Source organism: Pseudomonas fluvialis (assembly GCF_002835605.1).
Taxonomy (GTDB): Bacteria; Pseudomonadota; Gammaproteobacteria; order Pseudomonadales; family Pseudomonadaceae; genus Aquipseudomonas; species Aquipseudomonas fluvialis.
The window spans coordinates 384,939-400,040 of the sequence record NZ_PIYS01000003.1 but is presented as its reverse complement, the minus strand read 5'-3'; the positions used below and the strand labels follow the sequence as shown (position 1 = coordinate 400,040).

Below are 15,102 nucleotides of genomic sequence, written 5' to 3'. Positions count from 1 at the left end.
TCACTTAAGCGGAGCAGCCTTTCGATCCACTGGATAACGGGTCTTTGAGATCTTCACCGTCCTTGGTCTTGATGGCCTTGGACGGTGATCCAGAAACAGCCCACCGATTCCTGCTCTCAGCTCCGACAATCGTGTTCCTGTTGCTGAAATCGGGTTGGCCGCCGCCATCACGATCAATTGCACGGCGATGTATTGAGCTACTGGTTTGAAGCGGATGTCGCCCGGAGAGCGGCCGAAGGCGACGGCTGCCTGACCGGCTTCGCGGCGGATGATGTTGTAGGCCAACAACAAGCCCCAGACCTCCTGGTAGACCAGCTCCGTTACCTTGCTGCGCAGGGTCATCGCATTCTGCTGCAGAGAGCTTTTGATATCCCGGAAGCCCAGCTCGATCTCCCAGCGCTCCTGATACAGCTTGGCGATGGTCTTGGCGCTGTAAGTATCCGCAGGCAGCGAGGTGAGCACTGTCTTGATCTTGTCCTTCACGGCGTAGCTGACTTCACGTACCTCCCAGTGCGTCGGCAGGTCGGGGTTGCGCTTTCGTGCCTGTGCCGACACCTTCATGCGCAGCAAACGATCGCCCTTGCCGTAACGAGCGACTTCCTCGCCAACCAGCCCTTGGCGGGCCGGAATCAGCCAGTGCCGGCTTTCCCCTGCGGCGCCCAGGCGCAACAGCAAGTCGGCACTCCAGAAGCCCTTATCGAACAGCGTCACCGACTGATTGGGAATCTGCTGCATAAACTCATCGGCCAAGCGCATCTCACTGCGCCGGTAGGGACTCACCTGCGCATCCAGAATCAGGTGCGAGCGCACGTTCATCAGGGCTACCAGTCGCAGCATGGGAAACGGCGTCTGGCGCTCGGTGGAGGTATTGCCGGAGCCGAAATGCTCTCGGAGTTCAGGCGTGTCTGGGGTGCGCAGGAGTGCGCCATCCACGGCCAATACTTGCAGGCCCTGCCAGGTATCGCCCTCATAGCGCTCGCAACCCCACTGGTTACCCGTCTGACGAAACAGCCACTCAACCGGATCGGCACCCAATCGTTTACGCGCCTCGGTGACACCGCTTCGGGCCAGCAGGTCGTGAGAGGCCAGCCCCTGGGCACAGATATTCAGGCGTCGTGCGACCTCATGCACCGGCTCGTCACGGAACAAGGCCATGCCAAGCACCAGCCAGAGCACCTGATCGCTGGGCAGACGCCGCCGCCTTATGGTGGCCTGGGCGGACAAGTCCAGAGCGGATGCCACCCACTCGATCGGGATGTTTTGGGTGAAGGTGCTCAGATCCGAGAAGTTGAACAGTTCACCTAAGTCGAGCAGTTGCTGTTGCAGAGACATAAAAAATCCGATGCCAGGGATCTGACATCGGATTTTCGGGGAAGCCCCGTCAGGGCTCAAATGCTTAAGTGAACAGCATTAGGCCAAGGCCGGGTTTTTTTGCGCGCCGTGTTGGCCTACCGGGCAAAAAAAGCCCGCCATATGGCGGGCCAAGGACTGCTCCGCAGGAGTGCGAAGTCTTCAGGCGTGTCTTGCCACGCTGTGCCAACCTGCCTGGCGGGTTACCTCGCCAATCACCAGAATGGCCGGTGCGCGAAGTTGAAAGGTTTGCGCCGCATGCAGCAAGCCACCCAGCGTGCAGAACTGTTCACGTTGCTGTGGTAGCGAGGCATTCTCGATCATCGCCACCGGCATGCTGGCCGGCATCCCTCCGGCCAACAGGCCATCGCGAATATCGAGCAATCTGGCTACTCCCATGTATACCACCAGGGTGGTGCCGCCCTGGGCCAATGCGGCCCAGTTCAGCGGGCTGTCGTCCAGGGTATGCGCGGTGACCAGGGTTACCCCACGCGCGACACCGCGCAGGGTCAGGGGGATATCGCAGGCGGTGGCGCCCGCCAGTCCAGCGGTGATGCCGTTGACCAGTTCCACTTCGATACCCTGGGCGCGCAACCAGTCGGCTTCTTCGCTGCCACGGCCGAAAATGCACGGGTCGCCGCCTTTCAGGCGTACCACGCATTTGCCCTGGCGTGCGTAGCGCAGCATTAACCGGTGGATAAACGCCTGGGGTGTGGAGCGGCAGCCACCACGCTTACCGACCGCCAGTACACGGGCCTGCGGGCAGTGCTCCAGCACGGCGGGATTGACCAGATCATCGGTCATGACGATCTGCGCCTGGTTGAGTGCTCTGACGGCTTTGAGGGTCAGCAATTCCGGGTCGCCGGGGCCAGCACCTACCAGCCAGACTTTTGCGTTCATCGTGTGCTCCTCGTGCAAGGGGATACGCCAGTCAGGCGCTGACTGGCAGTGCCTGGCTGGCCAGCAGGCGCTTGATTTCTGGAACACAGGAGCCGCACTGGCTACCACAGCCCAGTTGTTCCTGTAGTTCGGGCAACTTGAGACCGTCGGCAATGCCTTGTATGACCGCGGCTTCACTGACGTTGCGGCAACTGCACAGGGTTTTGCCCAAGGTGCAGGCCGTATTGCCGGGCGGGGTGCTCAGCGGGGCCAGGAGCCAGCGCCGCAGTTGTGCGTCGGCCTCACCGCTGTGCCACAGGCCTTTCAGCCAGTGCCTGGCAGCAGTCTCGCCGGCCAAACGGATGGTGTGGATACGTCCCTGTTCGATACGTACACGCTTGCCAACCCGGCGCCGCGGGTCGTCATAGGCCAGAACGGGGCCCTGCTGCAGTTGCAGGCGTTGATCGAGTTGCTCCAGCCATTCGCTTTGCGGCGCGACCAGGCTGCCGGCGTTGATCTGCAGTGCGGGTCGTTCATGCCCGGTGAGGTTGAAGCTGGCGTAGGTGAAACCATCGAACAACGGGCGCAAGGCATTGAAGTGTGCCTGGATATCACCCTCGACCAATACATAGAGTTCCCAGGGCAGGACCAGTTTACTGATCTGGATGGCGCTCAATTTGAGTTCCGGCTGCTTGGAAAGTGGATCATAGGCCGGCTGGGTGAGTACGTTGCAACCCAGTCCATTGAGGAAACGATCGCCCCAGTGCATCGGTAACCAGGCCTGGCCGGGACGCAAATTGGTATCGCCGAGCACCGGCAGGACCAGGCTGGCCCGGCGGCTGCGTACCTTGACCAGGTCGCCGTCCTTGAGCTGACGGCGGCGCAGCTCATCCGGGTGCAGGCTCAGGCAGGCCTGCTCGACATGCCCGAAGGCGCTGGCCAGGGTGCCGGTACGGCTCATGCCGTGCCAGTGATCACGCAAGCGGCCCGTGTTGAGGAGCAGCGGAAAACGTGCATCGCGTTGTTCGCAGGGCGCACGGTAAGCCTCGCTGATGAAGCGGGCACGGCCACTGGCGGTGGCAAAACGCAGGTCCTCATACAGGCGCGGCGTGCCTTGGCGGGCGCCGACAGGCAGTGGCCACTGTTGCGGGCCCTGGCTGTCGAGCAGGGCATAGCTCAGCCCGCCGATATCCAGGTCGCGGCCCAGGGTCAGTCCGCGGTACTCGTTGAACAGTTCCTCGGGCTGCTGGAAGGCGAACAGGCTGGGTTGTCCGGGGCGCAGCAGGTTTTCCAGGCGACGGGCAACGTCGCAGGCAATCGCCCAGTCTGCCCGCGCCTCACCCGGTGCGGGTATGGCTGCACGCACATGGCTGATGCGCCGCTCGGAGTTGGTTACCGTGCCTTCCTTTTCTGCCCAGCTGGCAGCCGGCAGCAGCAGATCGGCATAGGCACAGGTTTCGGTGTGTGCGAAGGCCTCCTGGACGATCACGAAGGGGCATTCGGCGAGTGCCTGGTGGACTTTTTGCTGGTCGGGCAGCGATTGTGCCGGGTTGCTGCAGACGATCCACAGCGCCTTGATGCGCTGCTGGCGCACGGCCTCGAACAGTTCGATGGCGGTCAGCCCGGGTTGCTCGGGCAACTGAGCAACCTGCCAGTAGTCGGCTACCTCGGCGCGGTCCTGGGGGTTGGCCACCTGGCGGTGACCGGGCAACAGGTTGGCCAGGCTGCCGGTTTCCCGTCCGCCCATGGCGTTGGGCTGTCCGGTTAGTGAAAAAGGCCCGCAACCGGGGCGGCCGAGGGTGCCAGTGGCCAGGTGCAGGTTGATCAGCGCATTGTTCTTGGCGGTGCCAGCCGTGGACTGGTTGAGCCCCATGCACCACAACGACAGGAAGCGCGGTGCCTGGGCGATCAGTTGTGCGCAGTGCTGCAGGTCGTCCAGGGAGATGCCGCAGATGTCCGCGACAGCGGCGGGTGTATAGTCGCGCACTAGTTGCTTGAGTTCGGCAAAGCCTTCGGTATGCGCGGCGATGAACGCCTGGTCGAGGGCATCTTCCCAGAACAGCAGGTGCAGAATGCCGTGAAACAGCGCGACATCGGTACCCGGCAGGATGGCCAGGTGCAGGTCGGCCAGGCTGCTGGTGTCGGTGCGCCGCGGATCAATGACGATGATGCGCATTTCAGGGCGGCGTGCCTTGGCCGCTTCCAGGCGGCGGAACAGCACCGGGTGGGCATGCGCCATGTTCGAGCCGGCGATCAGCAGGCAATCGGTCAGCTCGATGTCTTCGTAGTTGCACGGTGGTGTATCGCTGCCCAGGCTGCGCTGGTAACCGACCACGGCGCTGGACATGCACAGGCGCGAATTGCTGTCGATATTGTTGGTGCCGATCAGCGCGCGGGCCAGCTTGTTGAAGGCGTAGTAGTCCTCGCTCAACAACTGCCCGGATACGTAGAAGGCTACGCTGTCCGGGCCGTGCTCACGCACGGTGTCGGCAAAGCGTTGGGCGGCATGTTGCAGTGCACTGTCCCAATCGCAGCGGCTGCGCGGCAGGCTTTTGCCCAGGCGCAGCTCGGGATACAGGGCGCGTGCCGCCGGGTCGCCACTGCGGTGCAGGTTGGCGCCCTTGCTGCATAGCCGGCCCAGGTTGGCCGGATGCTGCGGATCACCCTGTACGTTGTGGATGCGCTGCCCGTCATGCTCGATCAGCACGCCGCAGCCGACGCCACAGTAGCAACAGGTAGAGGCGGTGGTATGCAGGGTCATGGCATTACTCCGGCGATCTACGCCTGACAGCCTTGGGGCCCGTGTTGGGCGAAAAGCGCCGAACGCGTTCAGTGGCAGGCGCAGTCGCGCTGTTTTTCCAGGCAGAGCAGTACCCGGCCGTTTTCCACCTTGGCCGGATACTTGTGTGCGCAACCTTCGTCGGGGGCCAGCGCTTCACCGTTTTCCAGACTGATCTGCCAGCTGTGCAGCGGACAGGTCACCTGCTTGCCATGCACCAGGCCCTGAGAGAGCGGGCCACCCTTGTGCGGGCAACGGTCACGCAGAGCGAACACCTGGTCATCGGCGGTGCGGAAAATGGCAATGTCGCCTTTGCTGCTGGCGACGATGCGCGAGCCCAGCGGGTTGATTTCGTCCAGCGCGCAGATATCCATCCAGTTCATGGGTCGTACTCCAACAGAGAAAAGGTAGGTAACGGTCCACCGTAGGCGGGCCGGCAAGGTCAGGCGGTTTCCAGTTGGGTGACCGGGATGCGTTCGAATTCTTTCTTCAGCGCCGGACTGTGGATGCGCTCTTGCCAGGGGTCCTGCTCCAGCGACAGCGCGTAGCGCAGGCGCTCGGCCAAGGCCTTACGGTTGACTTCGTCTTCCAGCACGGCTTTCTTGATGTGCTCCATGCCGACGCGCTGCATGTAGTGCACGGTGCGTTCCAGGTAGAAGGCTTCCTCGCGGTACAGCTGCAGGAAGGCGGCGCTGTATTCGCGCACTTCCTCGGCACTCTTGAGCTTGACGAAAAACTCCGCTACCTCGGTCTTGATACCGCCATTACCGCCGATATACAGCTCCCAGCCGGAGTCCACGCCGATGATGCCGATGTCCTTGATGCCCGCTTCTGCGCAGTTGCGCGGGCAGCCGGAGACGGCCAGCTTGACCTTGTGCGGCGACCACATGTTGAACAGGTCGTGTTCCAGGTCGATGCCCAGCTGGGTGGAATTCTGTGTGCCGAAGCGGCAGAACTCGCTGCCCACGCAGGTCTTCACGGTACGGATGGACTTGCCGTAGGCGTGGCCGGAGGGCATGTCCAGATCCTTCCACACACCCGGCAGGTCTTCCTTCTTGATGCCCAGCAGGTCGATGCGCTGACCGCCAGTGACCTTGACCATCGGCACGTGGTACTTGTCGGCGACGTCGGCGATGCGGCGCAGCTCGGACGGGTTGGTCACGCCGCCCCACATGCGCGGGACTACCGAGTAGGTGCCGTCTTTCTGGATGTTGGCGTGGGCGCGTTCGTTGATCAGGCGCGACTGCGGGTCGTCCTTGGCCTCGCCCGGCCAGGTGGAAATCAGGTAATAGTTGAGTGCCGGGCGACAGGTGGCACAGCCGTTGGGTGTTTGCCAGTCCATGAAGGTCATGGCGTCGCTCAGGCTGGTCAGGTGGTGATCGCGGATGGCTTTGCGTACCTGGCCGTGGGTCAGCTCGCTGCAGCCGCAAATGGCTTTCTCGCTTTTCGGCTTGACGTCTGCCGCACCACCGACGGTACTGATGAGGATCTGCTCGACCAGGCCGACGCAGGAACCGCAGGAGCTGCCGGCCTTGGTGTGCTTCTTGATCTCGTCCACCGAGAACAGGCCGTTCTCCTGGATGGCCTTGACGATGGTGCCTTTGCACACGCCATTGCAGCCGCACACTTCCATGCTGTCGGGCATGTTGGCAGCGCTGCTCTGGCCCTGGTGGCCAACATCCCCGGTGGTACTTTCGCCAAACATCAGGTGGTCGCGAATGGCCGCGACATTGGCCTGTTCACGGATCTGCCGGAAATACCAGCCGCCATCGGCGGTATCACCATACAGGCAGGCGCCGACCAGCACGTCATCCTTGAGTACCAGCTTCTTGTAGACGCCGCCGATAGGGTCGGAGAGGGTGATGGTCTCGGTGCCTTCGCCGCCCATGAACTCGCCGGCGGAGAACAGATCGATACCGGTGACCTTGAGTTTGGTGGAGGTCACCGAGCCCTGGTAACGGGCAAAGCCGAGCTGGGCCAGATGATTGGCACACACCTTGGCCTGCTCGAACAACGGCGCCACCAGGCCATAGGCGATACCGCGGTGACTGGCGCATTCGCCGATGGCATAGATGCGCGGGTCGTAGGTCTGCAGGGTGTCGTTCACCAGGATGCCGCGGTTGCAGGCGATGCCGGCCTGTTCCGCCAGTTCGCTGTTGGGGCGGATGCCGGCGGCCATTACCACCAGGTCGGCCGGAATCACCTCGCCATCCTTGAATTTAACAGCGCATACCCGGCCGTCGCCGTTATCCAGCAGCTCGGCGGTGTGCTTGGGCAGTAGGAAGTTCAGGCCACGCTGCTCCAGTGACTGCTGCAGCAATGCGCCGGCGGTGCGGTCGAGCTGGCGCTCCAGCAGCCAGTCGCCGATATGTACCACGCTGACGTCCATGCCGCGCAACTTGAGGCCATTGGCGGCTTCCAGGCCGAGCAGGCCGCCGCCGATGACTACGGCATGCTTGTACTGCTTGGCGGCGTCCATCATCGCCAGGGTGTCGGCGATGTCGCGGTAGCCGATCACGCCCTGCAGGTCCTTGCCGGGAATCGGCAGGATGAAGGGCAACGAGCCGGTGGCCAGGAGCAGGCGGTCATATTCGGCACTGCTGCCGTCATCCGCGACGACCCGACGGTTACGTCGGTCGATTTGCACTACCTTGCGGCCCAGGCGCAGGTCGATGCCATGTTTGGCGTACCAGTCGAGGTCGTTGAGGATGATTTCTTCGAAGGTCTGTTCGCCCGCCAGCACCGGTGACAGCAGAATGCGGTTGTAGTTGGGGTGCGGCTCGGCGCCGAACACTGTGATGTCGTACAGATCCGGGGCTATCTTGAGCAGCTCTTCCAGGGTGCGTACCCCAGCCATGCCGTTGCCGACCATCACCAGCTTGAGTTTTTTCATCGTCCTCACCGTCATGCCTTGCGGATGTTGAGCCTGCTTGCTGCGTCTGTTGCTAAGGCAGCTGGCCAGGGAGTGTTCTCCGAGTGCCGCAGTGTGTAGTGGCTAAAGCAGAAACTGTGCCTAAAATTAAAAACCCTTTAAAAACAGACTTTTACTTTGTTTTTAAAGGGTTTTTGCGAAGTACTTAAGCGCGTGCGGAGCTGTTCTGGTGCGAGCTGGCGAGTCAGGGATGGGCGTCTGCTTCACGTTGGTGCAGGTGCGCGGCTGTCAGTGCAGCAGGGCAATCAGCAACAGCAGGTTGCCGAGCAGCGCCAGCAGGGCAATGCCTTGCCAGAGGCGTAATGGCTGGCGTATCAGCCAGGGTTGAGCCGTGTGACGTAATGGCCGCCGTTCGCCCTGTTGCAGGGCATGCTGCCAGTGCTCGGCGGACTCGTAGCGTTGCCTGGGATCGGCGTGCAGGGCATCGAGCAGCAGGGCGTCGACCCAGTCCGGTAGTTCTGGACGGTAGCGACTGGGTGGCTTTGCCACGCCGAAGCGTGGCCGCTGGAACGCTTCGATCTCACCGTAGGGATAGTGGCCGGTGAGCAGCCGGTACAGGCCTACGCCCAGCGCATAAAGATCCTGCTGGCTATGCGGGGCGGCGCCGGCAAACAGTTCCGGGGCCAGGTAGCTGGGGGTGCCGGCCCCCGCTGGGGGAGCTTCCGGGTGCAGGCCGGGGCAGTAGGCTAGGCCGAAGTCCACCAGGTAGAGGCGGCCCTGCGCGTCCAGCAGCAGGTTGTCCAGGGTCAGGTCGCGATGCACGATGTGGCGTCGTTGCAATTGGCCAAGCAGCCCGAGCATGGCGCGCATGAGCTCCAGCCAGGGCGCCAGACGCCAGGGCCCCTGTTGCTCGAGTAGCGTGCTGAGTGGCTGGGCATCGAGTTGCTGCTGAACGAAATACAGGTGGCGACGCCCAGGCATGTCGTGCAGGTCGGCCACAGACTGGCCTGCCAGGCGACGCATCAACCACTCTTCGTGGAGCAGCGCCTGGCGTGCCGCACTGTCGGTCGCCAGCTCTTCCGGCAGGGTCTTGAGCAGCCAGGTCAGTCCCTGCGCATCGCGTACCCGATAGAGCACGGCCTGGCGCGAGCGGCGCCACAGCGCCTCGACTTGCCAGCCTTCAAAATGCTGGCCAGGCTGCAGGCGTGGCGGGGTTGGCCAATCCTGCCGTTCTTGCAGTTCCGCCGCCAGTTCGTTTTCAGGTACGCCCAGTACATGCACCAGCAGGGCGCTGGCGTTGTCCTGGCCACCATTGCGCAATGCGCTGTCGACCAGGGCCTGGCAGGTAGCCTGGCAGTCGTGACCGGCGGCGAGCAACTGGCTGATCTGGCTGTCTGCCAGGTAAGCCCAGACGCCATCGCTGAGTAGCAGGTAGCGTTCACCGGGTTGCAGACTGCCTTGCTGGTAGTCCACCTGCAGGCTTTGATCCAGCCCCAGGGCACGTCTGAGTACGTGCTGCATGTTGGCTTGTGGCCACACATGGTCCTCGGTAAGGCGCTGTAAGCGGCCATCGGCGTAACGGTAGATGCGGCAATCACCGATGTGCGCCAGGGTATAGCGACGACCGCGCAAGACCAGGCAGCTGAGGGTGGTCAGCAGACTCTGCCCAGGGGCCTGGGCCAACAGCCAGCGGTTGTGTGCCTGCAGCAAACGCTCCAGAGACTGCGTTGCCGGCCAGGTTTCCGGCGTGGCGTAGTAGTCCATCGCCAGCGCCTGCAAGCTGCTTTGTGCGGCCAGTGCACCATCACTGCACTGGCTGACACCGTCGGCCATGGCCAGCAGATAGCCCTTGCTGCTGGCCAGGGCGGGCGCCGGGGTGACCACGCGCAGGGCGTCCTGGTTGTCACGCCGTGGCCCGCGCTGGCTGGCTTCACCAAGGGCAAGTTGCAGTGTCATGCCTGGCCATCTCCGGCTGCTGGTCGGTCATGCCAGTCTGCCTCACACGCGTGCGGCGGTCATGGCCGAACTGCCCCAGGTGCTGCGCCAGCGACGCTTGACGCTGAACAGGCCGATCCAGGCCAGCACGCCAAGGCTGGCGAACAGCCACAGGCCCAGCTGATAGTCGCCGCTGGCCTGTTTGATGGCACCCAGGCCGGCGGCCAGGCAGAAACCGCCGATGCCGCCGGCCATGCCGATCAGCCCGGTCATCACGCCGATCTCGCGGTGGAAACGCTGCGGCACCAGCTGGAATACCGCGCCGTTACCGGCGCCCAGGCACAGCATGGCGACCACGAACAGCGCCAGTGCGGCGCTGGCGCTGGGCAGGTTCACACCGACCACGGCGATTGCCAGTGCAGCTACCGTGTACATCACCAGCAGCGAGCGAATGCCGCCGATGCGGTCGGCCAGCGCGCCACCCAGTGGGCGCATCAGGCTGCCGGCGAAGACGCAGGCCGCCGTGTAGTAGCCGGCCTTGACCGGGTCGAAACCGTACTGGTCGAAAAAGTAACCGGGCAAGGCACTGGCCAGACCGAGGAAGCCACCAAAGGTCACGCTGTAGAAGAACATGAACCACCAGCTGTCCTTGTCGGCCAGTGCCTTGAGATAGTCACCCAGGGCTTTGGGGGCAGGACGGGTGGGGGCGTTCTTGGCCATGCCGGCGAAGATCAGCAGCGTCAGTAGCAGTGGAATCAGCGCCAGGCCGAACACGTTGTTCCAGCCGAACAGGGCCGCCAGGCCAGGCGCGAACAGCGCGGCGAGGACCGTCCCGGAATTGCCGGCGCCGGCGATGCCCATGGCCTTGCCCTGGTGCTCGGGCGGATACCATTGCGAGGCCAGCGGCAGGGAAACGGCAAAAGAGGCGCCGGCAAAACCGAGGAATAGCCCCAGCAGCAGCGCCTGCTCGAAGCTGTGGATGCCATGCAGCCAGGCGACCGCCAGGGCAAGAATCACCACCACCTGGCCAAACAGCCCTGCGGACTTGGGCGAGGTGCGGTCAGCGAGGATGCCCAGTACGAAGCGCAGAATGGCTCCGGCGAGAATCGGTGTAGCGACCATCAGCGAGCGTTGCTGGGTTGTCAGCCCCAGGTCGGCAGCAATCTGCACGCCCAGCGGGCCAAGTACGTACCAGACCATGAAGCTCAGGTCGAAATAAAGGAAGGCGGCAAACAGGGTCGGTGGGTGGCCGGCTTTCCAGAAACTTGTGTGCATGGCGTACCTCGGTATCAGCGATAGAGGGCCCCGTACCGTAGTGGCTAGCGTGCGTGGCACTAGACACTACGGTGCGGAGAGACGCCGACTTGTGGCCGGCGGGGTGTGGCGAGACCACCTTTGGCTTGTCAGGCAAGCGGGCAAGGCACCGGCTAGCCGGATAGGCTGGTCGGTGGCCCCGGTAGCGGGGCGGCACAGGAGGTGCTGACAAGCGCCTGCACGATTCCTAGCGGGCAGCCGCCTGGCTGCTGCTGTGGCAGGTTTAGCAAGTCTCGGGCCAACAGGCTGGAGGGCCCGTTGCGGCTGGGGTTGCAGCAGGGGTGAGGCGCGCAGGTGAGGCGTTGGGTGCGCGCTGCTGGGGCGTCAGCAACGTGCCGGTGCGCGCGGTTTGCCCCGTGTTGGTGCTGTGTCAGGCGAGGCGATCGGCCTGGCTAAAGCGTTGCTGCAGCGCCTCGGGCCAGGGGCTGACCCGCGACTGGGTGTAGTCGTAGAAGACAAAGCCGGACTTGGCCAGGGCGATCAGCGTGCCGTCGGCAGGACGGCTGATGCGGAAGATGATATCGGCGCCGTATTTGTTGAGGTCCATCATGCCGACTTCGAACAGCAACTGATCGCGTGCATAGGCTTCGGCGCGATACACGGTGGCCAGGTCGGTGACGATAATCCCGATACCTTGCGGGTTGACTTCGGCGATGGCATAGGCGTGCAGAAAGCGCGCGCGAGCCTCGGAGATCATCGAGATCAGCGCGTCGTTGGCCAGGTGATTGGCGCCATTGATGTCAGTGACGCGCACGCTGAGCGAGGTGCTGAAACAGAACAGCTCTTCAGGGAAATCGAGGGTCAGGCGGGCCATGGTGTTCTCTCGGCAGACAGGGCGGCCATTGTATACCGCCTGGCAGTCGTGGCACGCCACGACTGCTAGCTGCTTCAGGCGGCAGGGCGCTGCTGGCGCTGGTAGAGAAATTCCAGGACGGCACTGCGATAGGCGTGGTATTGCGCGTCGTTGGCCAGTGCCAGGCGGTCGCGGGGGCGCTCCAGGTCGACCTGCAGGATGTCGCCGACCGTGGCGGCGGGACCATTGCTCATCATCACGATACGATCGGCAAGCAGTACCGCTTCATCGACATCATGAGTGACCATCACCACGGTGCTTTGCGTTTGCGTGACGATACGCAGCAGCTCATCCTGCAGGTGGGCGCGGGTCAGCGCGTCCAGTGCCCCGAACGGCTCATCCATCAGCAGTACCTTGGGTTGCATGGCCAGGGCGCGGGCGATGCCGACCCGCTGCTTCATGCCGCCGGAAATTTCGTTGGGGTATTTGTGACTGGCATGGCTGAGCCCCACCATCTGCAAGGCTTGCTCGGTACGTGCCTTGAGCTCGGCCTTGCTGTGGTCACGCCCGAAGACGCGCTCCACGGCCAGGTACACGTTGGCAAAGCAGGTCATCCAGGGCAGCAGGCTGTGGTTCTGGAAGACCACTGCACGTTCCGGGCCGGGGCCGTCGATTTCTCGGCCATTGCAGATCAGGCCGCCGCTGTCGGCATCGAGCAGGCCTGCGATCAGGTTGAGCACCGTCGACTTGCCGCAGCCGGAGTGGCCAATCAGTGCCACGAACTCGCCACGGGCGATACTCAGATTGACATCGCTGAGCGCCTGGAAACGTCCCTGCTTGGTATCGAAGTGTTTGCTGACCTGGCTGAGTTCTACGAATTTTTCCATGAGAATATCTCCTGCGCCTGCCGTGGCAGGCGTGCTGGGTGAGGTCAATCAGCTGGCATAGTCGAAGCGTTTGGCCAACCAGACGAGGCTCTGCTCCAAAGCCAGGCCGACCAGGCCGACGATGATGATGGCGATGAGGATGTGTTCGACGTTGAGGTTGTTCCACTCGTCCCACACCCAGAAGCCGAGGCCTGTGCCGCCAGTGAGCATTTCCGCGGCGACGATCACCAGCCAGGCGACACCGATGGCCAGGCGAATGCCGGTCATCAGGTGGGGCAGCACCGCCGGGAAAAGGATGCGGGTGAGTACCTTGAACTCGGAAAGCTTGAGCACCCGGGCTACGTTCAGGTAGTCCTGTGGCACGCTGGCCACGCCGGCGGCCGTGTTGAGAATGATTGGCCAGATGGAGCTGATGAAGATCACCCAGATCGACGCCGGGCCGGCAGCCTCGAACACCAGCAGGCCGATCGGTAGCCAGGCCAGCGGAGATACGGGACGCAGCAGGCTGATGATCGGCGAGAGCATGCCGTTGAGGAAGGCGAAGCGGCCAATGGCGAAACCCAGCGGGATGCCGACCAGTGCGGCAAGGCCGAAACCAATGCCGACGCGGCCCAGCGAGTGCAGGATGTTCCAGCCGATGCCCATGTCATTCGGGCCGTTGTCATAAAAGGGGTCGGCAAACAGCAGCAGGGCCGCCTGCCAGGTCGACCAAGGGCCGGGCAGGCCTTCACTGCGGCCGGCAATCGCCGCCCATACCAGAAGAAACAGCAACAGACCCAAAAGAGGCGCTAGCACGGCGCGCGCCAGATTGAGCAGGGTGCTGCGTGAAGGGCTCAAGCGCTGCCAGGCGCTCACCGGCTGAGGAACTGGCGCAGGGACTTTCAGGGGCGCATTCATGGTCTGGCTCCAGATCAGGCGTGGATGGCAAAGGATTGCGCATAGCCAGCCGGATCGCTGCCATCCCAGCGCTGACCGTCGATCAGTGTGCTGCTACGCAGGACGTTCGCGGGTACGGCCAGGCCCAACTGGCTGGCGGCTTCGCCATACAGCGTGGTCTGGTTGACCTGGGCGGCCAGGCCGGCATAGTCGGGCTGCTCCTTGAGCAGGCCCCAGCGCTTGAACTGGGTGAGGAACCACATGCCGTCGGAGTGATAGGGGAAATTGACCTGGCCCTCGCGGCAGAAAGCCATGGCGTGTTCATCCTGCCAGCGGTTGCCCAGGCCATCTTCGTATTGAGCCAGAAAGCGCGGTTCGATGACCTTGAGCGGAGCGTTTACATAGGCCTTGCCGGAAATCAGCTTGGCCGTGCTGCGCCGATTGGCCTCGCTGGCTTCGATAAAGCGGCTGGCATCGAGGATGGCCATGATCAGCGCGCGCGCCGTGTTGGGGTGTTGCTCGATAAAGGCGCGGGTAGTGCCGAGAACTTTCTCCGGATGGTCCGGCCAGATCTGTTGGGTAGTGACGGCCGTGAAGCCGATACGGTCGAAGATTGCCCGGGCGCCCCAGGGCTCGCCTACGCAGAAGCCATCCATGTTGCCGACGCGCATGTTGGCGACCATTTGCGGTGGCGGTACGGTGATGGTTTTTACGTCGCTCAGTGGGTTGATGCCCAGGCTGCCCAGCCAGTAGTACAGCCACATGGCATGGGTGCCGGTGGGGAAGGTCTGGGCGAAGGTCAGGGGTTTGCCACCTTGCTTGAGGTGAGCGGCCAGTTGTGCGCCGTTTGTGACACCGGCTTCACGCAGCTGTTTGGAGAGGGTAATGGCCTGGCCGTTCTGGTTGAGGCCCATGAGGACGGCCATGTCTTTCTGCGGTCCGGCCAGACCCAGTTGCGCGCCGTACATCATGCCGTACAGCACGTGGGCGGCGTCCAGTTCGCCAGTGTTGAGCTTGTCGCGTACGCCTGCCCATGAGGCTTCCTTGCTCGGGGTGATGTGCAAGCCATATTTCCCGGCAAAGCCCTGGGTAGCGGCTACCACCAGAGAGGCGCAATCGGTCAGCGGGATGAAGCCGACTTTCAGGCTGGTTTTTTCTGGAGCATCGGAACCGGCCGCCCAGGCGGCACTGCGCAAACTGTTCGGGGCGGCCAGGCCCAGGCTGGTAATACCACCTACGGCGCCGGCCAGGGCAATGGATTGTTTCAGGAAACTGCGGCGGCTCTGGGCCTGGGGTTTGTCACGCTCGGTCATGGCAAAGTCCTTCTGTCTTAACGGCGCCCGGCTAGGCAGGAGCACCACCTGTTCTAGTTGTTGTGGGTGGCGATGACAGGAGGTTTGCAAGGTGCGGGCCAGTA

11 protein-coding genes are annotated in these 15,102 nt (G+C 63.2%); all 11 read right to left on the bottom strand.

All coding sequences use genetic code 11. From position 1 onward, the window contains the following. Positions 1–1,332, bottom strand: a complete 1,332-nt coding sequence (locus CW360_RS03700; RefSeq protein ID WP_170307333.1) for an IS4 family transposase — start codon at positions 1,330–1,332, stop codon at positions 1–3. A gap of 180 nt (positions 1,333–1,512) precedes the next feature. After that, positions 1,513–2,250 (bottom strand): uroporphyrinogen-III C-methyltransferase, encoded by a 738-nt coding sequence (gene cobA / locus CW360_RS03695; protein WP_093985370.1) that lies wholly within the window; start codon positions 2,248–2,250, stop codon positions 1,513–1,515. Positions 2,251–2,281: 31 nt separating this feature from the next. Further along, a complete protein-coding gene (locus tag CW360_RS03690) occupies positions 2,282–4,990 on the bottom strand; it encodes a nitrate reductase (RefSeq protein ID WP_093985371.1) in 2,709 nt (902 codons plus the stop codon). Positions 4,991–5,058: 68 nt separating this feature from the next. Further along, positions 5,059–5,391, bottom strand: coding sequence for a nitrite reductase small subunit NirD (gene nirD, locus CW360_RS03685; RefSeq protein WP_093985372.1), 333 nt, complete (start codon positions 5,389–5,391; stop codon positions 5,059–5,061). 59 nt (positions 5,392–5,450) lie between these two features. Further along, positions 5,451–7,901 carry a nitrite reductase large subunit NirB gene (gene nirB, locus CW360_RS03680; protein WP_101192781.1) on the bottom strand — a complete coding sequence of 817 codons (2,451 nt, stop codon included), beginning with the start codon at positions 7,899–7,901 and terminating at the stop codon, positions 5,451–5,453. Positions 7,902–8,168: 267 nt separating this feature from the next. Next, positions 8,169–9,836, bottom strand: a complete 1,668-nt coding sequence (locus CW360_RS03675) for a bifunctional protein-serine/threonine kinase/phosphatase (protein WP_101192780.1) — start codon at positions 9,834–9,836, stop codon at positions 8,169–8,171. A gap of 42 nt (positions 9,837–9,878) precedes the next feature. After that, on the bottom strand, positions 9,879–11,090 hold the full coding sequence (locus CW360_RS03670) for a nitrate/nitrite transporter (protein ID WP_093985375.1): 1,212 nt from the start codon (positions 11,088–11,090) through the stop codon (positions 9,879–9,881). Positions 11,091–11,499: 409 nt separating this feature from the next. Further along, complete coding sequence (locus tag CW360_RS03665) at positions 11,500–11,943, bottom strand: thioesterase family protein (protein WP_093985376.1); 444 nt, start codon at positions 11,941–11,943, stop codon at positions 11,500–11,502. Between the two features lie 74 nt (positions 11,944–12,017). Next, the gene (locus CW360_RS03660) at positions 12,018–12,809 is read right to left on the bottom strand and encodes an ABC transporter ATP-binding protein (RefSeq protein WP_101192779.1); all 792 of its coding nucleotides are present in this window, start codon (positions 12,807–12,809) and stop codon (positions 12,018–12,020) included. A gap of 48 nt (positions 12,810–12,857) precedes the next feature. Beyond that, complete coding sequence (gene ntrB / locus CW360_RS03655) at positions 12,858–13,706, bottom strand: nitrate ABC transporter permease (protein ID WP_101192778.1); 849 nt, start codon at positions 13,704–13,706, stop codon at positions 12,858–12,860. Between the two features lie 14 nt (positions 13,707–13,720). Next, the gene (locus CW360_RS03650) at positions 13,721–14,998 is read right to left on the bottom strand and encodes a CmpA/NrtA family ABC transporter substrate-binding protein (RefSeq protein WP_101192777.1); all 1,278 of its coding nucleotides are present in this window, start codon (positions 14,996–14,998) and stop codon (positions 13,721–13,723) included. Between the last annotated feature and the right edge of the window lie 104 nt (positions 14,999–15,102).

Bases quoted from the DNA above. Each gene is read 5' to 3' on its own strand.
- CW360_RS03660 (WP_101192779.1), bottom strand. From the start codon at position 12,809: ATGGAAAAATTCGTAGAACTCAGCCAGGTCAGCAAACACTTCGATACC.
- ntrB (WP_101192778.1), bottom strand. From the start codon at position 13,706: ATGAATGCGCCCCTGAAAGTCCCTGCGCCAGTTCCTCAGCCGGTGAGC.
- CW360_RS03650 (WP_101192777.1), bottom strand. From the start codon at position 14,998: ATGACCGAGCGTGACAAACCCCAGGCCCAGAGCCGCCGCAGTTTCCTG.
- CW360_RS03665 (WP_093985376.1), bottom strand. From the start codon at position 11,943: ATGGCCCGCCTGACCCTCGATTTCCCTGAAGAGCTGTTCTGTTTCAGC.
- CW360_RS03690 (WP_093985371.1), bottom strand. From the start codon at position 4,990: ATGACCCTGCATACCACCGCCTCTACCTGTTGCTACTGTGGCGTCGGC.
- CW360_RS03675 (WP_101192780.1), bottom strand. From the start codon at position 9,836: ATGACACTGCAACTTGCCCTTGGTGAAGCCAGCCAGCGCGGGCCACGG.
- cobA (WP_093985370.1), bottom strand. From the start codon at position 2,250: ATGAACGCAAAAGTCTGGCTGGTAGGTGCTGGCCCCGGCGACCCGGAA.
- CW360_RS03700 (WP_170307333.1), bottom strand. From the start codon at position 1,332: ATGTCTCTGCAACAGCAACTGCTCGACTTAGGTGAACTGTTCAACTTC.
- nirB (WP_101192781.1), bottom strand. From the start codon at position 7,901: ATGAAAAAACTCAAGCTGGTGATGGTCGGCAACGGCATGGCTGGGGTA.
- nirD (WP_093985372.1), bottom strand. From the start codon at position 5,391: ATGAACTGGATGGATATCTGCGCGCTGGACGAAATCAACCCGCTGGGC.
- CW360_RS03670 (WP_093985375.1), bottom strand. From the start codon at position 11,090: ATGCACACAAGTTTCTGGAAAGCCGGCCACCCACCGACCCTGTTTGCC.